At 60.3% G+C, this 23,245-nt stretch carries 20 protein-coding genes, 1 tRNA gene and 1 pseudogene; 13 read left to right on the top strand and 9 right to left on the bottom strand.

What is annotated here, in order from left to right:
• Positions 1–5 precede the first annotated feature (5 nt).
• Positions 6–680 (bottom strand): TonB family protein, encoded by a 675-nt coding sequence (locus AB1555_12190; protein MEW6247449.1) that lies wholly within the window; start codon positions 678–680, stop codon positions 6–8.
• A 461-nt stretch (positions 681–1,141) separates the two neighbouring features.
• Between AB1555_12190 and AB1555_12195 the strand changes: the two genes are divergently transcribed.
• Positions 1,142–1,525, top strand: coding sequence for a hypothetical protein (locus tag AB1555_12195; protein MEW6247450.1), 384 nt, complete (start codon positions 1,142–1,144; stop codon positions 1,523–1,525).
• A gap of 33 nt (positions 1,526–1,558) precedes the next feature.
• Here the strand turns inward: AB1555_12195 and AB1555_12200 are convergent, their stop codons facing one another.
• Positions 1,559–2,821, bottom strand: coding sequence for a DEAD/DEAH box helicase (locus AB1555_12200; GenBank protein MEW6247451.1), 1,263 nt, complete (start codon positions 2,819–2,821; stop codon positions 1,559–1,561).
• A gap of 585 nt (positions 2,822–3,406) precedes the next feature.
• On the opposite strand from AB1555_12200, the gene AB1555_12205 reads away from it, so the two are divergent.
• Both AB1555_12205 and msrA read left to right on the top strand, forming a co-directional pair.
• Positions 3,407–3,721, top strand: coding sequence for a PilZ domain-containing protein (locus AB1555_12205; GenBank protein ID MEW6247452.1), 315 nt, complete (start codon positions 3,407–3,409; stop codon positions 3,719–3,721).
• An 81-nt stretch (positions 3,722–3,802) separates the two neighbouring features.
• Complete coding sequence (gene msrA, locus AB1555_12210; GenBank protein ID MEW6247453.1) at positions 3,803–4,360, top strand: peptide-methionine (S)-S-oxide reductase MsrA; 558 nt, start codon at positions 3,803–3,805, stop codon at positions 4,358–4,360.
• 29 nt (positions 4,361–4,389) lie between these two features.
• On the opposite strand, the gene AB1555_12215 is transcribed toward msrA, so the two are convergent.
• Positions 4,390–4,815: a hypothetical protein gene (locus AB1555_12215; protein MEW6247454.1), complete on the bottom strand. Its 426-nt coding sequence runs from the start codon at positions 4,813–4,815 to the stop codon at positions 4,390–4,392.
• Between the two features lie 192 nt (positions 4,816–5,007).
• Between AB1555_12215 and AB1555_12220 the strand changes: the two genes are divergently transcribed.
• Positions 5,008–5,367 (top strand): hypothetical protein, encoded by a 360-nt coding sequence (locus tag AB1555_12220; GenBank protein ID MEW6247455.1) that lies wholly within the window; start codon positions 5,008–5,010, stop codon positions 5,365–5,367.
• A 50-nt stretch (positions 5,368–5,417) separates the two neighbouring features.
• On the opposite strand, the pseudogene ttcA reads toward AB1555_12220, so the two are convergent.
• A pseudogene (gene ttcA / locus AB1555_12225) lies at positions 5,418–6,363 on the bottom strand (tRNA 2-thiocytidine(32) synthetase TtcA).
• A 134-nt stretch (positions 6,364–6,497) separates the two neighbouring features.
• Here ttcA and AB1555_12230 point away from each other — a divergent pair.
• Positions 6,498–6,965, top strand: a complete 468-nt coding sequence (locus AB1555_12230) for a hypothetical protein (protein ID MEW6247456.1) — start codon at positions 6,498–6,500, stop codon at positions 6,963–6,965.
• 55 nt (positions 6,966–7,020) lie between these two features.
• Here the strand turns inward: AB1555_12230 and glgB are convergent, their stop codons facing one another.
• Entirely contained in the window at positions 7,021–8,943 is a 1,923-nt protein-coding gene (gene glgB, locus AB1555_12235; protein ID MEW6247457.1) for a 1,4-alpha-glucan branching protein GlgB, read from the bottom strand.
• Positions 8,944–9,172: 229 nt separating this feature from the next.
• Between glgB and AB1555_12240 the strand changes: the two genes are divergently transcribed.
• The 3 genes from AB1555_12240 (at position 9,173) to AB1555_12250 (ending at position 10,996) form a co-directional block, all read left to right on the top strand.
• Positions 9,173–9,250, top strand: a tRNA-Glu gene (locus AB1555_12240).
• 156 nt (positions 9,251–9,406) lie between these two features.
• Positions 9,407–10,282 carry a formylglycine-generating enzyme family protein gene (locus tag AB1555_12245; GenBank protein ID MEW6247458.1) on the top strand — a complete coding sequence of 292 codons (876 nt, stop codon included), beginning with the start codon at positions 9,407–9,409 and terminating at the stop codon, positions 10,280–10,282.
• Positions 10,283–10,417: 135 nt separating this feature from the next.
• The gene (locus AB1555_12250) at positions 10,418–10,996 is read left to right on the top strand and encodes a c-type cytochrome (protein ID MEW6247459.1); all 579 of its coding nucleotides are present in this window, start codon (positions 10,418–10,420) and stop codon (positions 10,994–10,996) included.
• Positions 10,997–11,082: 86 nt separating this feature from the next.
• On the opposite strand, the gene AB1555_12255 is transcribed toward AB1555_12250, so the two are convergent.
• From AB1555_12255 to bioF, 3 genes are all read right to left on the bottom strand, one after another.
• Positions 11,083–12,255 carry a PilT/PilU family type 4a pilus ATPase gene (locus AB1555_12255; GenBank protein MEW6247460.1) on the bottom strand — a complete coding sequence of 391 codons (1,173 nt, stop codon included), beginning with the start codon at positions 12,253–12,255 and terminating at the stop codon, positions 11,083–11,085.
• A 62-nt stretch (positions 12,256–12,317) separates the two neighbouring features.
• On the bottom strand, positions 12,318–13,373 hold the full coding sequence (locus AB1555_12260) for a type IV pilus twitching motility protein PilT (protein ID MEW6247461.1): 1,056 nt from the start codon (positions 13,371–13,373) through the stop codon (positions 12,318–12,320).
• A 235-nt stretch (positions 13,374–13,608) separates the two neighbouring features.
• Positions 13,609–14,802 carry an 8-amino-7-oxononanoate synthase gene (gene bioF, locus AB1555_12265; protein ID MEW6247462.1) on the bottom strand — a complete coding sequence of 398 codons (1,194 nt, stop codon included), beginning with the start codon at positions 14,800–14,802 and terminating at the stop codon, positions 13,609–13,611.
• A 178-nt stretch (positions 14,803–14,980) separates the two neighbouring features.
• On the opposite strand from bioF, the gene AB1555_12270 reads away from it, so the two are divergent.
• Positions 14,981–15,796, top strand: a complete 816-nt coding sequence (locus AB1555_12270) for a tetratricopeptide repeat protein (protein ID MEW6247463.1) — start codon at positions 14,981–14,983, stop codon at positions 15,794–15,796.
• Between the two features lie 69 nt (positions 15,797–15,865).
• Here the strand turns inward: AB1555_12270 and AB1555_12275 are convergent, their stop codons facing one another.
• Entirely contained in the window at positions 15,866–17,311 is a 1,446-nt protein-coding gene (locus tag AB1555_12275) for a transglycosylase SLT domain-containing protein (protein MEW6247464.1), read from the bottom strand.
• Between the two features lie 229 nt (positions 17,312–17,540).
• On the opposite strand from AB1555_12275, the gene AB1555_12280 reads away from it, so the two are divergent.
• From AB1555_12280 to dnaB, 4 genes are all read left to right on the top strand, one after another.
• A complete protein-coding gene (locus AB1555_12280) occupies positions 17,541–18,680 on the top strand; it encodes an alanine--glyoxylate aminotransferase family protein (GenBank protein ID MEW6247465.1) in 1,140 nt (379 codons plus the stop codon).
• Between the two features lie 109 nt (positions 18,681–18,789).
• Positions 18,790–20,382, top strand: a complete 1,593-nt coding sequence (serA, locus tag AB1555_12285; protein MEW6247466.1) for a phosphoglycerate dehydrogenase — start codon at positions 18,790–18,792, stop codon at positions 20,380–20,382.
• Positions 20,383–20,480: 98 nt separating this feature from the next.
• Positions 20,481–21,803: an ATP phosphoribosyltransferase regulatory subunit gene (gene hisZ / locus AB1555_12290; GenBank protein MEW6247467.1), complete on the top strand. Its 1,323-nt coding sequence runs from the start codon at positions 20,481–20,483 to the stop codon at positions 21,801–21,803.
• A gap of 17 nt (positions 21,804–21,820) precedes the next feature.
• Entirely contained in the window at positions 21,821–23,167 is a 1,347-nt protein-coding gene (dnaB, locus tag AB1555_12295) for a replicative DNA helicase (protein ID MEW6247468.1), read from the top strand.
• Positions 23,168–23,245: the final 78 nt, after the last annotated feature.

The raw sequence follows: 23,245 nt of genomic DNA on the forward strand, positions 1-23,245 counted from the left end.
GTGTATCAAGGAGCCAGCACAGGCAGCACAACGTGCACGTCAAGATAAGGATCGGCGGCGTCTTCGGGGAAGGGCGGAAAGGGATGCGCATCGATGACCGCCAACATGGCGGATTCGTCGATCCGCGGGTCTTCAGAGCTCCGTTCCAGTTGGATCAATTGGGCTTCGCCGTTGGCAAACAGCCGGAACCGAACCGCCGGATTGCGTCGCGCCCGTGACGGCAGTTGAGCGGACATCCTCTCCCGCAGGCTCACGCCGATGAGATCGTTCACTCGTTTCCAATACGCGTGGCTGCCATTCAGCGGAGACGGGCGCACAAGATTTTCTTCTCGTACACTTTCTTGTGCGAGCGCGGTCTGAGCCGTCGGCTCGCCGCGAAATCCCGCAGGGCGACCGTGAGGCCGCGTCGGGACTGATTCGGATGGCGGCCCGGCAAGCGACACGCTACCGGTGGTCGGGGCGCCCAAGGTCACATACACCGTTCGTTTCCCGATATGGGTTAATTCCATTCCCCTTATGCGCGCGATCATGACGGATACGGGAATCGCTTTCGGCGGCTCGCCTATGGCGCCGGGCGGGGCCACCTCAACCTCCACAGTGGTCGACAAGTCGCCCGACTGTGCGTCCGGTACGAGCGGATAGAGGCGTTTGGGAAGAGATGGGCCTTCGACGATCGCCACCAAGCTTTCCGGTTGCGTCGGTGATCCCCCGCTGACGTGAAGAAAAAGAGTCAGGCTGCTTCCCGTCGGCAGAGATCCTCTGGCGTCCGGAGCTTGGATCTCGATTCGCCAGTGACTTGACGGCTGGGCGTAACCGTCCTGGGTCCAAGCTGAGACGATCCAGAGGGAGAGAAGGACACTTGTCGCGAATCTGAATGCAAGGATCCTGTACCGGTTTCTGAGAGGGCCCGATCCGGGACCGGCCGATCGTCGACCATCGAAAGGAAGCATCACGGCGCGCAGTCTGAACGAAATGGCGGGCGGGGTCAAGCAGGATAATGGGCGCCGAATCATTTCCTGCGTGATTTCCAGCCTCAGGGTGCGGTAAAGAACAAGCTGTGGCGAAGCGAAGAGAGACACAGCGGTCGCCGGGTTTGATGGCTGGCGGAGAACCACATGCCCCGACGGGGATGGTGTCTGGCTTGGCGTTCATCTTCGCCGTCGGAGCGGGAACCTGCTTGGCCGGGTGCTCGGGGCCACTGCCTGCGCCGGGGCCGGCAGCTGTTCAGAAGACCACCGGGGACTTGCGCACAACCGAGTCGCTTTCCTCGCAGAAGCTGAAAGGCGAGGCGCCCACGACCGCGACGCCGTCGGTCATCGAAGCGGAGGAGTTTCGGCTCATCGACAAAGAAGGCAAGGTCCGCGGACTGTTGCGGGTCGATGAAACCGGTACGTCCAGCCTGATTCTCTACGACAGCAAGGGGAAAGCCCGCGCAATCCTGCGTGTGCCCAAGGACGGCCCCTCGAGCCTGTCATTCCTCGACGAACACGGCAACGCCCCTTCGACCCGGCATTCCTTGCCCTAAGTGCGAGGGACGGGACGTGATGCTCCGATAGGATTACGGTCGGTCCCGGCGTCGGCCCTTTCTGAATTCCTCCGATCGACCCGGCCATGTGACGTTGTGGCCGGCAACGTGTTCTCGCTGGAGAGGCCTGCTGGCCGGACGGGGATGGGGTCCGGCGGCGCTCCCTTCAGCTCGAGGAACCGGTTGTCCCAAGAGGTGTTCAATCGCCCGGATGTGCCGGGTATCCTCGATTGTGACGAAGCTTGTCGCGCGCCCGATCGCCTTCATCCGGCCGGTGCGCCCGATCCGGTGCACATAGTCTTCCGGCGTGTGGGGCAGGTCGTAATTGATGACATGGCCGATATGGGCCACGTCCAGACCGCGGGCTGCGATGTCGGTCGCGACGAGAATCCGATACCGTCCGCGACGGAACCCTTCCAAGGCTGTGCGGCGTTGGGACAACCGGCGATCCCCATGCAGCACGGCCACTTGATGGCCGACTTGTTCCAAGGTACGCCCCAAGCGATCGGCGCGATGTTTGGTCCTGGTAAAGACCAAGACGGATTCGTCTTGGTCTTTGAGCAAGGACAGAAGGAGCGGCGTCTTCTCTTCGGGCGTCGTGTGGTGCAGCGTTTGCGCCACGCCCGCGGCCGGGGTCGCCGACCTGGCGACCATCACACGCTCCGGGGTTCTCAGGGACATTCGCGCGAGATCACTCAGGTCACCGGGCATGGTGGCGGAAAACAGCAGGCTTTGCCGCTGCTCCGGCAGCGCATCGAGAATCTGGTTCAACTGCGGCGCAAATCCCATATCGAGCATCCGATCCGCTTCGTCCAGTACCACGATCTGGAGATGCGAGAGCTGGACCGTCCCGTTCCACAGGTGGTCCAACAGCCGGCCGGGCGTCGCCACGAGAATATCGGGGAGCTGGCGCAGACCGCGCACCTGGGCCTGCATGTCGCTGCCGCCGACGATGGGAGCGGCGAAAATCCGGCTGGACCGGCCGAGCCGATCCGAGGTCGCCTGAATCTGAAAGGCCAGTTCCCGGGTCGGCGCCAAGATCAAGCCGCGTGGGTGGCCCTTGGGCCCGTCGGCCAGCCGCGCGATCATCGGCACGACAAACGCCGCGGTCTTTCCTGTGCCGGTTTGCGCGCAGCCCAACACGTCTCGCCCCCGCAACGCCGGCGGAATGGCCCGCGCCTGGATCGGAGTCGGTTCGGTCAAGCCCGCGCTGCGCAGGTCCCGCAGGAGCGGGGCAGGCAACCCGAGGGCATCAAAGGTAAGCGGAGGAGAAGGAAGCTGAGCAGAGGTGGACATAGAAGTATCCTTTTCTGGTTGGATCGCATGAGCACGGGATCAGAAAATCGAGGGAAGCAGAACCGGAAGGGAATCCGCTCCGGAGAGGATCTGAGCGCGATGCGATCGCGGGGTCCGGAATCTTGAAGGCGTCACGAGCGCCGGACCGTTTCGACCATGACGAAGCCTACCCTACAGGAGAATCGTCCCCATGTCAAATGCTTCGCTATGTCAGCCGTGCAAGGGGGCATGATTGGCTGAGCTGCCAGACGTTATACATGACGATCCCGGCCACGGCGGCACCCATGATAATGAACAAGCCGACCGGCACGCTCTCTTGAGCGGTTCGCCGGATGCCGATTCCGCGTGACGGTCTGAGGGGAGCCGGATACGCAGCGCTGGGTGACAGGAGGTTTCTCGCCTATCCGGCTCACTCCATGCGCGATTCTCGTCCTTGACACGGTTTCTCTATAGGCCTAGCCTTGCCGTGTTCGGGTTTCTCTGTTTGGGTACTGACTTCCGCAACACCGGCCTGGCTTGCCATTCTTCGATGAGGACAAGGTCGGCTGAACGTTGCTGACGGTCGGGTTACGGCGCAAGATGCTCATGGGCGAACGAGAGAATCCCCGTTTCGACGTGCAATGGCCGGTGTCCTTTTCCGGGCCGGGTGTGGCCGGAGGCGGATTGGTCTCCTGTGTTTCGGTCAGCGGGTGCACCGTTGTCAGTGAGGAACCCGTGACACCGGGGACGTTCCTCTCGTTACATATCCATTTGCCTGAGCAGTATGTGCCGCTCGCGATCGATGTGGCCGAGGTCCGTTGGGCGACGGGCACGGAATTCGGCGTGGAGTTCAGAACCCTGCGCGCGCAGGAACAAGAGCGGCTGCGCCGCGTCGTGGATGTACTCGGACGATCCCATTAGCGGCGTGGCCGGTTCTCGGAAAAGGCTTGGAGGCTCGTCGTAAGACTCGATCCGAGCGGCCGACATGTTTCGGAGGTGAGAATGGTTGACGGACCGGTTGGGTCAGGAATGGAAATCGCCACGCTGGCCGGTGGATGTTTTTGGTGTCTGGAAGCGGTGTACGACCAACTGAAAGGCGTCGCGTCGGTCGAGTCCGGCTACATCGGGGGAAGCGTGTCGAATCCCACCTACGAGGCGGTATGCACGGGCCGCACCGGCCATGCCGAGGCGGTGCAGATCACGTTTGACCCACAGGTCGTGCCGTATCGCGACCTGCTCGAGATCTTCTTCGCCGTTCACGATCCGACCACGCTCAACCGCCAGGGTAACGATGTCGGCACGCAATACCGGTCCGCGATCTTCTACCATTCACCTGATCAGAAAGCGATCGCCGAAGACGTGATCGCGACGCTGACCAAAGAGAAGGTGTTCGATCGTCCCGTCGTCACCGAGGTCGTGCCGGCCTCGACCTTTTACATAGCCGAGGCCTACCATCAGGAGTATTTCGTCCGCAACCCGTTGCAAGGCTATTGTCAGTACGTGATCGGGCCGAAGGTCGCCAAGTTCCGCCGGCAGTTCGCCGCCAAGCTGAAAGGGTAATACATCGCTCGGCGCGCGCCTCAGGTCGCCTATCGGGCAAACAATTCGACCATGCTGTCCTTAAGGTCGCTTAACAAGTCGGGCTTCTGAAACACCTGCTGAGGCTTGACGACGATTTCCGCTTGCGGCGGACAGAAGGGGAATTCGAGTTTGGTCTTGCCCTGCACCTGGGCGCGGATCGTGCCGTCCGACGGACGGCGCAGAACCACCAGGGGATCGCGCGGTTCGATCACGCATGAACGGGCGTAACCTGCCTGCCGATAGGGAGCCGGGTCCGCCAGCTCGACCTTGTGCCGACCGTTGGCGAAGACGGTGTCGCCTTCCCGGATGGGACCTTCGGGCGCGATCGAATAGAGGATGAACGGCACGATAAGCATGATCGCGACGGCAAGGCCGATCGACCACAACGGTGGCCAGGATCGGTCCGTTTGTCCGGTTTGGCTGGGGGAAGTCATATGCCGAGAAGCTTGCCACACCCACCCATGGTCCTGCCAGGCCTGTCGAAGACGTGGGAGGGGCTGGACTTTCTCCGAGTGAGAGAGGTACATTTTCGCCCGCCGGGCCCCATGAGAGCCCGAGCAGGTTCGATTGTGCGCCTATGTTCTCCGGCGTTTGCTGATCGGCCAGCTTGCAGAAAGGAGGATTGCATGGCCAGAAAGGAATATGGACAGTTGTTTGTCACGGCTGCCGTGATCGGATGGTTGTCCGTCGGCGCCGCCTTCGCAGATGAACTGAAGGTTGAGAATCTCCCCGCCGATCCGAAGGCCTTTCGGGTTCAGGTAGATCAAATCATCCGCAAGGTAGACGGCCTCATCGACAAGCTCAAGGACAAGGGATTCTCGCCGGCGCTGCTGGATCTCATGCAGACGCGCGATAACATCATGCGCGAAATTTATAAAGTCGAGAACGCGCCGGACGGCTCCAAGTGGATGAGTAAGGAGGCGCGCGCGAGCGTCGATGCCATGCTGCGCCTGCTCAAGGAGCAATACGAAAAGGCTTCCGGTTGAACCCGAGCGATCGGTTTTTGCCGAGGATCATCACGGTCTCCAGTAAAGCGTCAGGGCGCGGGCGTGTGTTCGGGCAGTGAGCGTGTCCGGCGTCTGCGCCCTGCTTCTTCTTTCTCCTCGCTGTCCACTGTCCGCCGCTCGTCTCTTTCCGGGTACGACATCGGGCAAGGGTTCCCTGGCGCGAGGCCTACGTCAGCGGTGAGGACTGCGGGTTCGTTTTCGTCGAGCGCGACGCTCTTCACTTCTGGCAATGCGGCGGGTAGTGCGGCAAAGTCGAAAAGCCGACGATCCATCAGGTGGGAAGGCAGCACATTGGCCAGCGCGGCAAAGAGGCTGTCGCCGCAGCCGGGAAATCGTTGCTCCCACTCGCGCAACACCGTCTTGACCTGTTTGCGTTTTAAATCCGCCTGCGAACCGCAAAGATCGCAGGGGATGATGGGAAACCGCCGCAATTCGGCGTACCGAGCCAGATCCGCTTCCTTCACATAGGCCAGCGGGCGGATCACGAGGTGGCGTCCGTCCTTCGCACGGAGCTTCGGCGGCATGGCCTTGAGCTTCCCGTTGTAGAAGAGATTCAGAAACAGCGTCTCCAGAATGTCGTCGCGGTGATGGCCGAACGCGATCTTGGTCGCGCCGAGTTTGGCGGCGAGACGGATAAAGATGGCCCCGCCGGAGCCGCGAGCACAGCGAGCAGGTGGTCTCGCCCTCAGGGATCAGGCGTTTGACGATTGAATAGGTGTCCCGTTCCTCGATGTGATAGGGTATGCCGAGACTGGCGAGATACTCGGGCAACACGTGGGCGGGGAAACCCGGTTGCTTCTGGTCGAGGTTGACCGCCACAAGCTCGAAGCGGACGGGAGCCCGGCTGCGCAATGCGAGCAGGATGTCGAGCAGGCCGTAACTGTCCTTGCCGCCCGAGATGCAGACCATGACCGTATCGCCGTCTTCGATCATAGCGTAATCGGCGATGGCCTGGCCCGTCAGCCGGCAAAGGCGGATGAGCAGCGTCTCGGCCTCGCCGGTCAGCCCGTCCAGAGGAGCGACGGTCCGTGTGTTCCGTTTCGCCGGGGTCAGCATAGGCGATGAGTCGGTCCTATTGTACCCTCTGCCGACGGGAAAAGGGAGGAGATGTGAAGTCGATTTTGTTCGTGTGCACGGGGAACATCTTCCGCAGCGTGGTCGCTGAGTATGCCGTAAAGGCCAGGATCGAGCCGGACCTGCGCTCCATGATCGGGTCGGCCGGGATCGAGGCGCAGCCTCAGCCGATCCATCCGTTGATCCGCGGCCGGTTGTGGGAAAAGGGCATCGATCCCTCCCCACACAGGCAACGGAGAGTCACGCGCGAGTTGCTTGATCGTGCAGACCTGGTCGTGGCGATGGGCCTCGACCACCGGGACGTCCTCCACCGATCCTTCGGGCGGGAGGCGTTGCTGTTCAATCAGGTGTGCTATGAGAAGGAAGAGCCGGTTCTGGATCTGCACGAAGCGATTCCGGATTGGCAACAGAATCTCGACGCCGCCCGCGCCTACGTCCTCTCGGTCGTGGATTATATTTGGGACGCCATGCCGGCGTTTCTCTCGCGCGTCGGCCGGTTGTGAGAAGCGCCGCCAGAATCGTCGGGACAGGATTCGTGCAACGGCCGAGGGCCGCCCTTCAGGCGGTGGATTTGAGGAAAAGCGCCGAGAGCGGCGGCAGGATGAGCGTAAGCGAGTAGGGACGACCGTGGAGCGGCGACGGATCGGCCTCCGTCCCGCCGAGATTCCCCATCCCGCTTCCGCCGTACTCCCGTGCGTCGCTGTTCAGCAGTTCTTTCCAGAATCCCCCGCGCGGCGCGCCGATCCGATAGTGGACTCGCGGCACCGGCGTGAAATTGCACACGACCAGGATCAGCTCGTCGGTGGACGTCCCGCGCCGCAAGAGGCTGATGACGCTGGCGTCCGCATCGTGGCAGTCGATCCACTCGAAGCCGGCCGGATCGAAGTCCCGCTCGTGGAGCGCCGGCTCACGCCGGTACACGCCGTTCAGGTCCGCCACCCATTTTTGCAATCCCTGATGGGACGCGTACTGAAGCAGGTGCCAATCCAGGCTCCCGTCGTGCGCCCACTCGCGCCACTGGCCGAATTCGCCGCCCATGAACAGGAGCTTCTTGGCGGCTTGGGCGAACATGTAGCCGAACAGCAGACGCAGGTTGGCGAACTTCTGCCAGTCGTCGCCCGCCATTCTGCCGAGCAGCGAGCCTTTCCCATACACGACTTCGTCGTGTGAGAGCGGGAGGACGAAGTTTTCATGGAACGCATAGAGCATGCGGAAGGTGAGATTGTTGTGCTGATACTTCCGGTAGATCGGGTCCAGGGCCATGTACTCGAGCGTATCGTGCATCCAGCCCATGTCCCATTTCATGCCGAAGCCGAGTCCGCCGGCGTAGGTCGGGCGCGACACCGCCGGCCATGCGGTCGATTCCTCCGCGTACGTCTGGACGTCCGGATGACGCCGATACACCTCTTCGTTCAGACGGCGGAGAAACCTGATCGCGTCCAGGTTTTCCCGGCCGCCGTATGGATTGGGAATCCATTCGCCCGGGTTCCGTGAATAGTCCAGATACAGCATGGACGCCACGGCATCCACACGGAGCCCGTCGACGTGATATTTCTCCAGCCAGAAGAGCGCGCTGCTGATCAGGAAGCTCCTGACTTCATTGCGACCGTAGTTGAAGATGCAGGTGTTCCAATCGGGATGAAAACCTTGGCGCGGATCGGCGTGTTCGTAGAGATGGCTGCCGTCGAAATAGACGAGTCCGTGTTCGTCGGTCGGGAAGTGCGACGGCACCCAGTCGAGGATGACGCCGATACCGTGTCGGTGCAATTCGTCGATCAGGTACATGAGGTCCTGCGGCGTCCCGAAGCAACCGGACGGCGCGAAATAGCCGGTGGTCTGGTAGCCCCAAGAACCGAAAAACGGGTGATCCATCAGCGGCAGGAACTCGACGTGCGTGAACCCCATTCGCTGGACGTAGTCGGCGAGCTTGACGGCCGCTTCGCGATAACTCAAAGAGCGGTTGCCCTCTTCGGGAATGCGCATCCAGGATCCAAGATGCACTTCATAGATGCTGATCGGCGCGTCGAAGGCGTTCCGGCGCGCTCTGGTCTGCAGCCATTCATCGTCATGCCAGACGTAGTCGAGGTCCCAGATGATCGAGGCGGTCTTGGGCGGGACTTCGTTGAACCGTGAGAAGGGGTCCGCCTTGTCGACCCGATAACCATGGTGCCGGGAGCGGATATGGTACTTGTACAGCGTGCCTTTGCCGACGTGCTGGATAAAGCCTTCCCAGATACCGGATCCGTCGCGCAGATGCAGGAAGTGACTGTCTTGGTTCCAGCCGTTGAAGTTCCCGATAACCGAAACCCGCTCCGCATCCGGGGCCCAGACCGCAAAATACGTCCCGTCTATGCCGTCGACAACGGCGGGGTGCGCGCCGAGCTTGTCGTAGAGGTGGAAGTGCGTGCCTTCGTTGAAGAGGTACAAGTCGTCATCGGCGAGGAGCGTGAAGGCGGCGGCTGTTCGCTGTTGATGGCTCACGGATCGACCTCGTGCTTCGAATGTAATGTGATGTGAGGCGGTCTTGGCATATCGTAGCCTATCGTCCCGGCCGTCCATCGTCAACCTCGATGTTTTCTTTCGCCGCTTCCGCGGCCGCCACCGCTTCTCTGCGCGCGTTCGGTGTGGAGACCGGGACTGGGCGCTAGTGACACTCGAGTCTCGAGTGTGATAAACAGATACCCGGTTCTCAAAGAAGCCTCGCGCATGCGTCCCCATCGTCTAGCCTGGCCTAGGACGCCGGCCTTTCAAGCCGGCAACACGGGTTCAAATCCCGTTGGGGACGCCAAAATGTTCTCGCTCTGTACGGACCGCAATCGGTTCTCTGTCTCGTCAGGGAGCAGGGGGGAAGATTGATCGGGGTTGAATCCCATCAAGAGGGTCGGAAAGCCGCACCGCGGCGGCTCGCGGGAGGTTGATGATGCGTCCAAGGTGGAGCAGCGGTTTGATTCCGGCCGTACTGGTCGCTGGCGTCTTGGCCATGGGCGCCGGCCCTTCGCAGGATGCGCAGACAAAGAGCGACGAAACCGCCACCCTTCCGGAACCGGTGCCAAAAGGGAAAGACAGCGCCCCAATGGTCCTGATCGCGGCTGGGTGTTTCCCAATGGGGACGAGCAACATCGGCGCCGAGCCGACCCAAGGTTTTCCGAACGAGAGTCCCGAACACGAGGTGTGTCTACCTGCGTACTACATTGATCAATTCGAGGTCACGATTGAGCGTTACGCAAAGTTTCTACAGGATACTAAGCACGATCCGCCGTCTTTGTGGGACGATGACGCGGTGACCACAGCGCCGGACCGGCCTGTGATCGATGTGACGTGGTATGATGCGGAGGCTTACTGTAAGTGGGCCGGCAAACGACTGCCGACCGAGGCCGAATGGGAGAAGGCTGCGCGGGGGACCGATCGCCGCCGTTACCCGTGGGGGGACGTGCATACATTTCCCGATCTGGCGAATTACAATCGGGGGGATTGGGTGAGTTACCCGGTGACCTTGGCGCCGGTGACCTATGGCGTGGAGGGATTCAACATTCGCACGGGTCTGGTTCCCAAAACCGGGGGCCGGAGTCCTTATGGGATCTATAATATGGCTGGGAATGCCTCAGAGTGGGTTGCCGATTGGTATGACCGTGAGTACTATTCCAAGAGTCCTAAGGACAATCCGACCGGGCCCGAGGCGGGGGAGAGAAAGGTCTATCGAGGCGGGAGTTGGTACGACATTCCGCGCAAGCTCCGCACGACCGCGCGCTTTTCTGCCGAGCCGGACTTCCATGATCGCACCACAGGGTTCCGTTGCGCCATGGATGCGGAGAAACAATAGGGACGGAAGCAGGCTGTCCGCGGGCCGAACCGCTTACATACGTGATCAGAGGCGCGATGAGGCCGCGCGGGCGCTTTGATCACGGCAAACCAGCCGGCGAGTCCATCACTCGGTTCACACCTGTCTCCCTGGATCATGTCGAATCCCGAATCCGATCAGGAACCGCCAGAGCCGTCTTCCTCCGATGACGAGGAGGCGGAGTCACGGGCTCTCTCGAACGAGAGGGCCTGGACCGCCATCATCGTCGGTGTGGTCTTGCTGACCGCGGTCTTCGCGCTTGGACGTTCCGGCCCGACTCCGTCGAAATCCAAATCCGAGCCCCAACGGGCCAAAGCTGCACCCCTGCTCTCGCCCGAGGCTGTGCCGTTGGTGACCGGGGAAGAGCCGATCCAGGACTTGTTTGTGAAAGCGGGTTGCGTGGTCTGCCATACGATTCCCGGCATCGCGGGGGCGAACGGCCGGGTCGGGCCTGAGCTGCTGCTGGGAGCCACAGGTCCTGACCGGCTGGCCGATCCGAAGTATCGCGGCAAGGCCAAGACGGTGCGGGAATACATCATCGAGTCGATCCTCTCGCCGAGTGTCTACGTGGTGCCCGGTTATCCCGATCGGACAATGCCGAACTGGTACGGACAAAAGCTCAGCGCCGGGGCGGTGGAGAAGATCGCGGCTTACCTGGAGCAAATCCAGGCAGCCGGCCGGGTTGGCAAGGGGTGAAAACAGCTTCTCCGTGGTCGGGAAGGTGTGTGGTGAAGCAACCACGACGGAAAGTGACCAAGGCGAATGAAAGGCTGCCCTATCTCTCAGCGTTTACGGAGCGGGCTCGGCGAAGACGGAGACATGCCCTGGATCTGGAACGTTTTGTCCTTCCCCTCCTTGTCTTTATCCAGCAGGGCGGCGAGCGCTTCCTCGCCCTTTAAGCCTTCCAGCTTGATCTTCAGCCGCAGGTTGTTGGCGCTGTCGGCATTGATGAGCGCCTGCTCAATGCTGATTTTGCCGGACTTGTAAAGATTGAACAGTACGTGATCGAAGGTCTGGCACCCTTCCTCGATTCCCTGTTCCATCGCCTCCTTGAGCGTGTCCACTTGCGCCTTCTTGATGAGGTCCTTGACGCGCGGGGTGTCCAGCATGATCTCCAGCGCAGGCACTCGCTTGCCGTCCAGCGAGGGGATCAGCCGCTGGGAAATGATGGCGCGGAGGTTGAGCGAAAGCTGGAGATAGATCTGGGCGTGCCGTTCGACCGGAAAGAAGTTCATGATGCGTTCGATGGCCTGGTTGGCGTTGTTCGAGTGCAACGTGCCCAAACAGAGGTGGCCGGTTTCCGCGAAAGTAATGGCCGCTTCCATGGTCTCCGTGTCCCGGATTTCTCCGATCAGGATGACGTCCGGAGCCTGCCGCAGCGTGTTCTTGAGCGCGTTCTGGAACGAATGCGTGTCAAAGCCGACCTCGCGCTGGGTGATAATGCACTTCTTGTGCTGGTGGACGAACTCGATCGGGTCCTCTACGGTCACAATGTGCCCCGGCGCGATCGTGTTCCGATGGTCGATCATGGCCGCCAGCGTGGTTGACTTACCGGATCCGGTGGCGCCCACGACCAACACGAGACCGCGCTTGGTCATGGCGATGTCCTTGATGATCGGCGGGAGTTGCAGTTCCTCGACGGTTTGAATCTCCGCCTTGATCAGCCGAAAGACGAGCCCGACGTTGCCTTTCTGGCGGAAGATGTTGACTCGGAAGCGCCCCAATTCTTTGTAGTAGAGCGCCAGGTTCATTTCCATCTTTTCTTCGAACTCGCCCCGCTGTTGTCCACGCATCAAGGCCAGCGCCAAGGCTTCGAGCTGTTCGTTCGTGAAGGGCGGGGCGTCGGTCCGTTGGGTGACGCCGTGAATGCGGTACACCGGCGGAGCATCGACCGTCAGATACAGATCCGATGCTTCCCGGTCCACCATCACCTTCAGCAAGCTGCGAATATCCATGCTCCGCCTCCGACGAATCCGTTATGCGCGAGCGGCTGCTAAACCGGTCGCGGCGCCGACGCTCAGGCGGTCGCCCCGGGTTGGTTGAACAGATTCGGGTTCATGCTCCGCGACTGCGCCTCGCCTTTTGTCACCAAGCCTCGGTTCACCAGTTCGACCAAGGCCATGTCCATCGTCTGCATCCCGTCCTTCTGGCTGGCCTGCATCATGCCGGGGATTTGATGGAGCTTGGCCTCACGAATGAGGTTCCGCACCGCGGTCGTCCCGACCATGATCTCGACCGCCGCGACCCGGCCGCCTGTTCGTTTCTTGAGCAGCGTCTGCGTCAGCACGCCTTCCAGAGTTTCGGCGAGCTGGGCACGGACCTGCGCCTGCTGGTTCGGCGGGAACGCGTCGATGATCCGGTCGACGGTCTTGGGCGCGCTCGACGTATGGAGGGTCGCCAGCACCAAGTGTCCCGTCTCGGCCGCGGTCAGCGCGAGTTGGATCGTCTCCAGGTCCCGCATTTCGCCGACCAGGATAATGTCCGGGTCCTCGCGTAGAGCCGAGCGAAGGGCGTTGGCGAACGAGAGCGTATGCACGCCCAATTCCCGTTGGTTGATCAGGCACTTTTTGGACTTGTGGACGAACTCGATGGGGTCCTCGATCGTGATGACATGCCCCTCGAACGTGTTGTTGAGGTAATCGATCATCGCGGCCAGCGTGGTCGACTTGCCGGACCCGGTCGGACCGGTGACGAGGATCAGCCCCTTTTCTCTGTCGCAGAGCTGCCGGATGATCGGGGGCATGCCGAGTTTCTCGAGCGGAATGATCTCCGTCGGAATGGTTCGGAAAACGGCTCCCAAACCGCGGTTCTGCAGGAAGACGTTGACGCGGAAGCGCGCAATGTCGCCCATCGCGAAGGAGAAATCGCATTCGCGATGCTCTTCGAAGATCTTGCGCTGCACGTCGCTCATCATGTCGTACACGAGCGCGTGGACTTCCTCCATGCTCAACGGCGGATGGTCCAGTTTCTTCAAGTCTCCGTGGATCCGGACCATCGGCGGCTCGCCGGCGCTGAGATGACAGTCCGAGGCGCCTTCTTTGACGGCAAACGTCAGTAACTGCGAAATATCCATGAACCGAACCCTCCTCCCTGGCGGATCGAATGCAGAATAACGACTGCCCGAGATGAAAAAATGATCTGTTGTTAGTTGTTGGAGCGGATAGCCCTTCGAACGGTCGGAAACCTGTGGCCATCATGCCACATCGATTTCAGAAAGCAAGAAAATAGACACAAGCCAATGCGCCTTTAACGGGGCACATCGGGGACCGTCGACGGAGGACGGCGTGAGGGGCGGTGAAAAGCGCGAGTCAGATCAAGCCCAAATCTTTCCCGGCCTTCCGAAAAGCTTCCAGCGCGGCGTCAAGCTGCTCGCTCGTGTGTTCGGAGGTCACCGTGGTTCTGATCCGGCTCGTTCCTTTGGGGACGGTCGGGGGCCGGATCGCCGGAGCGTACACGCCATATTCGAGGAGTTTCTGAGCCATCGCGAGGGCGCGCTCGGCTTCGCCGATGAGCACCGGGATGATCGGACTGAGGCTGTCGGCCGTGTCGAAGCCAAGCGATCGCAGCCCGGAAGAGAAATGCCGGCGATTGGCCCACAGGCGTGCGCGCCGCTCGGGCTCCGTCTCGAGGATCGTCAACGCGGCTGTTGATGCGGCGGCGCTGGCGGGTGGCGGCGCAGTGGTGAATATGAAAGACCGAGCCGTGTTGATCAGATAGTCGATGAACGGGGCTGGCCCGACGACATAGGCGCCGATCCCGCCCAGCGCTTTCCCGAGCGTGCCCATATGGAACGGGATGCGCGACTCGACGCTGAAATGTTCCAGCGAACCGCGACCGCGCTCGCCCATTACGCCGGTGGCGTGGGCGTCATCGATAAGGATCTGTGCCCCATACTGCTCCGCCAGCGTAGCGAGGTCGAGCAGAGGAGCCAAGTCGCCGTCCATGCTGAACAGACCGTCGGTAACGATCAGCGTCCGTCGTCCCGCCGGTCGACGCCGAAGCAAGGATTCGAGATGCTCCATGTCGCGGTGCCGGAACACGCGAAAGTCGGCTCCGCTCAAACGGCACCCGTCGATCAAGCTGGCATGGCACAAGCGATCGGCCAAGATGAGCCCGCCGGACCCGATCAATGCCGGGATCATTCCAAGATTGGCGAGATAACCCGAACCGAACACCAGAGCCGCCTCCGTACCTTTGAAGCGAGCCAATGCCGACTCCAGCTCTATATGGGGCGGGAGTGTTCCGGAGACCAGGCGAGACGCGCCGGCGCCGACACCGAATTTCTCGGTGGCCTGGACGGCGGATTGAATGAGTTGAGGATGGGTGGCAAGACCGAGATAGTCGTTCGATGCCAACAGAATAACTTCACGGCCGTCAATCGAGACGACCGGGCCGGTCGCCGACTGCAGCGGTTTCGGCCGGCGCAGCAGGTGCTGCCGCTCCAGTTGCCGGAGCCTCTCAATGAACTGAAAATACCGATCGGTCTCGTCGGTTGACGCCATCGTGCCACGCCGGTTTCGCTGCGGTACGCTATACTCGCTGATCCTCAGTGTCAACGACCGGGCACTGGGGGGGATCCGGATTTTGGCGCGATTGACAATCTGCGGCGAACCTTAGTATAAGGCCCGTCACCGCCGAGCCGGAGAATGATTGCCGGCCATCGGCATCCAGGCGCGACCGATGTCCTACCGCATTAAGATTCCATCAAAAAGCGACCCGGTGAACGAGACGCAGCTTCTCAGCGGGATGGAGCGTCTGTGGTTGACGATTCAGGAATATCGCCGGGCGATTCTGGTTGGAGGCGCAGTACTGGTCGCGGCGGTGGCAATTGTGATCGGCGTGCTCTGGTATGACCACCGTACGGCGGAGGCGGCGCTCGGTTTGTACCGCGAAGCGACCCGCCATTATTTGACGCGTCCTGCCGACAAACCGGAACAAGCCGACGCCAATCTTAAGGAGGCGATCAAGAAGTATCGCCAAGTGGTGGAACAGTATCCGCGCACTCCCAGCGCGCCGCTCGCCTTATACCATTTGGGAAATGCGTTGGTGCAGGCGAACGAGATCGATGCGGCGATCGAGGCCTACAAGCGGTACGTCCTGCTGTATGCTTCCAATTCCGCATTGCTCGGACTGGTTCAGCAGCGATTGGGCTACGCATATCTCTTGAAAGGAGATCGGGATCAGGCGGCCAAAGTGTTTTCAACGGTCGTACAACTGCCAGGTGCCTTGAATAAAGACAACGCGCTTTTTGAACTGGGCAAGCTCGAAGAGGCTCAATCACGGCCGGAAAGCGCATTGAGCCATTACCAGCAGTTGATCAAAGACTATCCCAGCTCTCCCTTTGCCAGCGAGGCTGCGGTCCGTATCAAGGTGTTGGAAGTGAAGAAAGGACCGGCGGGAACTTCTTCTGGAACCGCGACGACCGAATCACAACCCGGAGGGTCCGCTACGAATCCAGCCGACCATCCCCCTTCATCGGACGCTACACAACGCTAGCCGATTTTTCAGATGCGTGTCGCTCGGAGGGAGACGAAGAGCGTCTGTCTGGCAGGAAAGCGAGGAGCGTTATCTGATCGCGAGCACGTCGCCCGGCTTAATCAGGGCGCTGGTGAGGTTGTTTCTCGCCTTGAGCACTTTCACCGAGATTCGGAAGCGTTTGGCGATCTTTTCGAGCGTGTCGCCCACCCGTACGCGATACACTTTCGTGCTTCCATGGTCTGTGCGGCTGTGCTTGGACTTCACGGCAAGCGGGATGTGCTTGTAGGTCGGAATGCGGTCCAGCAGTTGTTCGACCTTCTCTTTGGTTCCTGCCGGTACCTTTAGATGATACTCTGCGTCATCGGGCGGTGTCGCGTCCCGGCGAAGCTCCGGGTTCAGATTCTTCAGCTCCTGATAAGGAATGCCGGTGACGTTCGAGATCGCCCGGAAATGGATCGGACGGCGGACGATCACTTCTTCAAAGCTGTGGGGCGTGACGCCTTCCAGAGGAAATCCATAACGATCCGGATTCTTTGCGATGATCGTGGCCGCCATGAAACGGGGAACGTATTCTTTGGTTTCCCGACGGATCAGCTTGGTGCGGGAAATTTCTTTGAAACTTTCAGCTTGGGCCTTCTGCAGCGCACGCAGCACTTTTCCTTCGCCGGCATTGTAGGCGGCCATCGCCAACGGCCAACTTCCGAAGAGATCGTAGAGATCCTTCAGATACCGGGCTGCCGCAACCGTTGACTTGATGGGATCTCGACGTTCATCCACGTACTGATCGACCCGAAGCCCATAGAGCTTCGCCGTACCTTTCATAAACTGCCATGGCCCGGTGGCGCGGGCTCGAGAGTACGCATGCGGATTGAAGCCGCTCTCGACCAGGGAGAGGTACACCAGGTCACTCGGCAAATCGAATTCAGAAAAGATGCTCTCGACCAACGGCTTGTACTTGCCCAGTCGGAGCAGCCATTTCTCGAACCGATCACGAATTGAGGTGTTGAAGTAGCGAATGTGGCCCTGGACTGAGGAATCCACCACGATGGGGACGTTGTAAGTGACTTCTCTCTCTCCCTCGGAGGCCTTCTCCGATCCCCCTACGGACAGGCTAGACTGCGAGTCGGTGGCCTGTTGAGATAAGGCGGTTTTCTCCGAAGCCGAAGCCGGCTCTACGACTGTCTTGTCGGCAAGAGAATCGTCCTGAGAAAGCCCGTTTGAGGACTCTTCCGCTCCCGGCGGCTTTTCAGCTGGTTGTGAAGCGAGGTGGGGGGCCGATGAGGATTCATCGACCGATGCCGGAACCTGTGCCGCCGAGGCCACTACGACTGCTTGTTCAGCCGTTGCGGGTGTCGATAAGGCCACTGCAGTCAAGGCCACGATCGGTAAAGCAACCACGAATAAGTTTTTCACCTGTCTACTCTCCGCAGTTTCTTCCGGGCTCCTGCGCCCCACGAATCGATCAGTCGATGAGCGCACGCCACAAAAATCCAAAGTTTTAGCTACCTTAACGATTGTTCCTGGTGTTGTCAAGGAAGCTAATGAAAATGAAATGCGCGTGCGAAGACAGCAATCAGTGCGTCGGTGCGAGGAGCGATGAACCTGAGGCTATTCAACCGACTGGAAAACAAGACGGTCCTGGAGGTGTAGGTTGCCTTGACTCTCTCACAAGGGCTGTGATAGCGTACCGCCCTTCCTGACCTAGAGAACCCCCAAATCTTTGTGGACCCCAAATCTTTGTGGAGTTGAGGAGGACGGGTCGATGTTGAAACGGTATCTACTCGCTCCGGGACCGACTCCTGTGCCGCCGGAGGTCCTGCTGGCGATGGCGCGGCCGGTTATTCACCACCGCGCGCCCGAATTCGTCCAAGTGTTCGCCGAAGTGCGCGAAGATCTCAAATGGCTCTTTCAAACCCGCAACGATGTGCTGATTCTTGCCTCCTCGGGCACCGGGGGAATGGAGGGGTCGGTGTCGAATTTTCTGTCCCCTGGTGACAAGGCGCTTTGTGTCAACGCGGGCAAGTTCGGAGAGCGGTGGGTCAAGTTGTGTAAGACATTTGGTGCCCAGGTCGCGGAGATCAAAGTCGAATGGGGGCGGGCGGTCGACCCGCAGGCGGTCGCCGATGCCCTCAAGAAAGATCCGTCGATCAAGGCCGTCTATGTGCAGGCCAGCGAGACCTCGACCGGCGTCGCGCACGATGTGAAAACTCTGGCGGAGATTGTCAAGCCATACGAAGGAACGATTCTGGTGGTCGACGCCATTACGGCGTTGGGCGTGTTCGATATCAAGACCGACGTGTGGGGAATTGATGTGGTCATTACGGGATCGCAGAAAGCGCTGATGCTGCCGCCCGGGTTGGCCTTTGTCAGTGTGAGTGAGAAGGCCTGGCAATTGGCTGAGAAAGCGAAAAACGGCGCGTTTTATTTCAACTTTAAGAAGGAGCGGGATTCTCAGATCAAGAACCAAACAGCATATACCCCGGCGGTCTCCCTAATCCTTGGGCTTCAGGAAGTGCTCAAGATGCTGAAGGCAGAAGGACTGGAAGCGGTGTTCGCCCGCCAAGCGGCGCTGGCTCAGGCCATGCGGGAGGGAGTCAAGGCGGCCGGACTCTCCCTTTTCCCCAAGGAGTCGCCCAGCGATGCTGTGACGGCGGTTTCCGCTCCCGAGGGCGTTGATGGTCAGGCGATCTATAAGAACCTCAGGGTGCAATACGGGATCACGGCCGCTGGCGGCCAAGACCACTTGAAAGGGAAGATTTTCCGGCTCTCCCATATGGGGTATATGGATCGGTTCGATGTGATCACGGCCTTGGCGGCCGTTGAAATGGTGCTGCGGGGCCTCGGTCATCCGATCAAATTAGGCAGCGGTGTGGCGAAGGCGCAGGAATTGCTGATGGTGTAATTCAGAGCATAGGCGATGGGCGATAGGCCATCACGGGGAGAGGCCACCGGAGATAATCTGAGCGTCTGACCCAGACCCATTGCCCGAGTCGAAAAAAAGCCGAACGAGTATGAAAATTCTGGTCAGTGACAGCTTGTCAAAGCAAGGGATCGAGGTCCTCGAAAAGGCGGGATTCACCGTTGTCGTCAAAACCAAGCTCTCCAAGGATGAGTTGCTCAAGGAGATCAAAGATTGTGATGGTTTGATCGTCCGTTCGGCGACGAGAGTCACCGCGGATGTGATCGACGCAGCAGAGCGTCTCAAGGTCATAGGGCGTGCTGGCTCCGGGCTGGACAATGTGGATACCCAAGCAGCGACCCGCCGTGGCATCGTGGTCATGAATACACCAGGCGGTAACACTGTGACAACCGCCGAACATACCATGGCGATGATCTTCGCGATGACCCGACGGATTCCCCAGGCGACTGCGTCCATGAAGGCCGGGAAGTGGGAGAAAGAGCGGTTCATGGGCGTCGAGCTGTACAACAAGATCTTGGGGATCGTCGGTGTCGGACAGATCGGGGGCTATCTGACCAAGCTAGCGCAGGGGATCGGCATGAACGTCATCGCCTACGACCCCTATCTGGCCGAGGAACGGGCACGCAAGATGGGGGTCGAGATGGTGGATCTCGATGAACTGTTTCGCCGGAGCGACATTATCTCGGTCCACACGCCCTTGACCCCTGAAACCAGATCGCTGATCGACGTTCGGACCATCGCCAAGATGAAGCCCGGCGTGATGATCGTCAACTGCGCGCGCGGCGGGATCGTCAACGAGGCCGACCTCTGCGAGGCGCTCAAGACCAAGAAGGTCGCCGCCGCCGCGTTCGACGTATTCGACCAAGAGCCGGTCAAGCCGGATCATCCCCTGCTCACCCTGGACAATTTCATCTGCACCCCGCACATCGGCGCGTCGACGACGGAGGCACAGGAAAACGTCGCCATCGGCATTGCAGAGCAGATCGTTGATTACTTCACCAAGGGCATCGCGCGTGGCGCCGTCAACGTCCCATCGGTGCCGCCTGAACTTCTTCCTCAGCTCCAGCCGTATTTGGCATTGGCCGAAAAAGTCGGCCTCTTGCAAGCCCAGCTTTACGAGGGCGGACTCGAGCGGGTCACCGTTGAATACAACGGAGAGGTGTCTTCGCTCACTGTCGCTCCGCTGACGATCGCGGTCTTGAAGGGACTCCTGACCCCCATACTCGAAAACGCAGTCAATTTCGTGAACGCACCGGTCGTGGCCAAGGAGCGGGGGATCGAAGTGAAAGAGGTCAAGAGCGGAGACGCCGGCGACTTCACGAGTGTGATCCGGGTCTGGGTCGAAGCGGGCAGACGTGTGCACCATGTGGCCGGCACGCTTCACAATCGCAAGGAGCCTCGCATCGTCGAAATCGACACGTTCCAAGTCGAAGTGGTGCCGGAGGGGCACCTCCTGCTGATCCTCAACGTCGATCGCCCGGGCGTGATCGGCGAGGTCGGAAAAGTACTAGGAGATCACGACATCAACATCGCCCGCATGCAGTGCTCCCGCGAGGAACGCGGCGGCAACGCCTTATTGATCATTGGTACCGACGTCCCCTTATCTCGCGAGGTGCTGGACCAGATTAAGTCCGCGAGAAACATTCTCTCGGTCAAGGTCGCCGATCTCTCCATGGGTCTGTAACCGACCCTCCATTGGCCATGGCTCGCCCGCCGAGCACACCGTCCACTCATCCCTCCCGCCCGATGTCCAGACAGGAACGTTCACTCGTGCCGGCGGGCATGACGACCATTTTGCCTCACGTCGCGCTGCAGGTCCGGTGGCTTGAGGGAATTCTCCTGACCCAGTTGAGTCGTTGGGGCTATGACGAAATTATCCTGCCTACGTTCGAATACTTGGACGTGCTGGCACCGGGCCTTGAGCAGGACATCATCGAGAAGTGTTACCAGTTCGCCGATCGTACGACCGGCCGTATCTTGCTCCTGCGGCCGGACGCCACTGCGCAGATTGCTCGGACCGTGGCGATGGGGATGATCGATCGGCAAATCCCCTTGCGCCTGTCCTATCGGACCTCCGTCTTTCGGTACGAGCCGGAACATGCTGGGCGGGATCGGGAGATTTTTCAAGTCGGAGCGGAACTGATCGGGCGGGACGATATTGCCGCCGACGCCGAAATCATCGCGCTCATGGCCGAATGCTTGAAACAAGTCGGGCTCCGTTCATTCAAAGTCTCTCTGGGGCACGTCGGGTTTTTCAAGGGACTGCTGGCCGGAACAGGGATGTCTGCGGAGGGACGAAAGCGGGCCGAACAGGCCGCGGCGCGCAAGGATCTGCCGCGCCTCGAAGAAATTCTTTCGTCCGAGCGAGTGCCCCTGGTCCAGGCTCGGTCGATCCTCGAAGCGCCCGGACTCTATGGGCGGGAGGAAGTGCTGGATCGAGGGCGTCGGCTTGCCGGACGGGATCGTACGCTGCAATCGACGCTCGATCGGCTCACTCAGGTGTATCGGTTGCTGGAGTCCGCTGACCTCCACGGCTGCCTCTTGCTCGACCTCGGCGAATTCCGCGGCTTCGAATATTATGACGGGCTCGTGTTCGACGTGTTTGCGGATGGGGTTGGATGCGAACTCGGTGGCGGCGGACGCTACGATCACTTGATCGGACGATTCGGTCGAGATCTGCCGTCCACCGGCTTCGCGTTGGATGTCGATCGACTCTTCCGCGCGTTGAGCGCGGACATTGCCGGCGAGATCCGCCAAGCAGGGCCTGACTATGTAGTCTGCGCGCCGGCCCACTTGTCCCAGCGGCTTTTTCAGGTGACGAACCTGTTAAGGGCGCGCGGGTGTAGGGTCATTCATGGGACTGTTCGGAAGCGTCCCGCCGAGACAGTCGGGGCGGCTATCGAAGAATCGCGGCGGTATCAGGCCACTGCGGCTCTTGTGCTCGGTGCCCCCGGCCTTTCCTTTGACGAAGTGCTGATGATCGAAAATCTTTCATCCAGTCCAGCTTCAAAGCGGTCGGAGAAACGCCGCTCCAAGACGCATTCCTTCAAGCGGGTCAAGATTCAAGCGCTTGCCGGTTTGGTCGGCGGAACAACAAGCTCCTGACAGGAACAGCGACGGTCATGGCGACAGTCGATCTTTCCGAACCTAAACTGCCCCCCCAAAACCTGGAAGCCGAGCAATCGGTTTTGGGCGCCATTCTGCTCGATAATGGGGCGATGGCCAAGGCTATGGAACTGTTGAGCGAAGAAGATTTCTATCGGACAGCGCATAGGAAGATCTATCGCGCGATGCTAGAACTGTCCGAGATCGGAGAGGTGATCGACCAGATCACCCTGACCGAGCGGCTCAAGGAGAGAGGTGAGTTGGAAGCGGTGGGAGGCGCCGCCTATCTGGCGGAACTCGTCCAGATGGTGCCGAGCGCGGCGAATATCCGCTACCACTGCAAGATCGTTCGGGACAAAGCGCTCCTCCGGGGACTGATCAGCACAGCCACCGACGTCATCGCCCGCGGGTACGAGGGTACGGCCCCGATCGATGAGTTGTTGGAGTTTGCCGAGCAATCGGTGTTCAGTCTTGCTCAAGGGAAGCTCGGCCGCTCGTTCACGCAGATCAACCATATCATCAAAGAAAGTCTCGAACTCGTCGACCGCCTCTCGAAACGGAAAGAGCGGGTTACGGGGGTGCCGACCGGGTTTTACGATCTTGATGATCTGACGGCCGGTCTGCAGGCATCGGATCTCGTCGTGATTGCCGGGCGCCCCAGCATGGGCAAGACCAGCCTGGCGCTCGGGATCGCCCAGCACGCCGCCATCCATGTAGGGGCTGTCGTCGGGATTTTCAGTCTGGAGATGTCCAAGCCTCAATTGGTGCTCCGGATGCTGAGTTCGGAAGCCCGCGTGGATTCTCACGCGTTACGGACCGGGAGACTGCAGAAGGAGGATTGGTGGCGGCTGGCCGAGGCGGCCGGTCGTCTCGAACAGGCGCCGATTTTCATTGATGACACGGGGGCGCTCTCGGTCCAACAAATGCGGGGCAAGGCGAGGCGCCTCAAGGCGGAGCGAGGTCTCGACCTGTTGATCGTGGATTATCTCCAGTTGATGCAGGGCCGTAGCGACGCCGAGTCTCGCCAACAGGAGATCTCCGACATTTCCCGGTCCTTGAAAGGACTGGCCAAGGAACTCAATATCCCGGTCGTCGCACTGTCGCAGTTGAGCCGCAACGTCGAAAACCGCAAACCGCCGATTCCGATGCTTGCGGACCTGCGCGAAAGCGGCGCCATCGAGCAGGACGCGGACGTGGTGATTTTCATTTATCGTGAAGAAGTCTACGATCCGAACTCGGAAAAGAAGGGGATCGCCGATATTCTCGTGCGGAAACACCGCAACGGTCCGATCGGAGACCGGCAACTGTTCTTTCACGATAAGTTCGCGAAGTTCGAAAGCCTCGACACCCGTGAAGCAGTTTGACGCTGGGTTATCACCGTCTGTATAATCCTCCTCGTACGCGTCCGGATATTCTCCGCAGCTTGTGACAACGGAGTCGTA

It is taken from the genome of Nitrospirota bacterium (assembly GCA_040755395.1).
Taxonomy (GTDB): Bacteria; Nitrospirota; Nitrospiria; order Nitrospirales; family Nitrospiraceae; genus DATLZU01.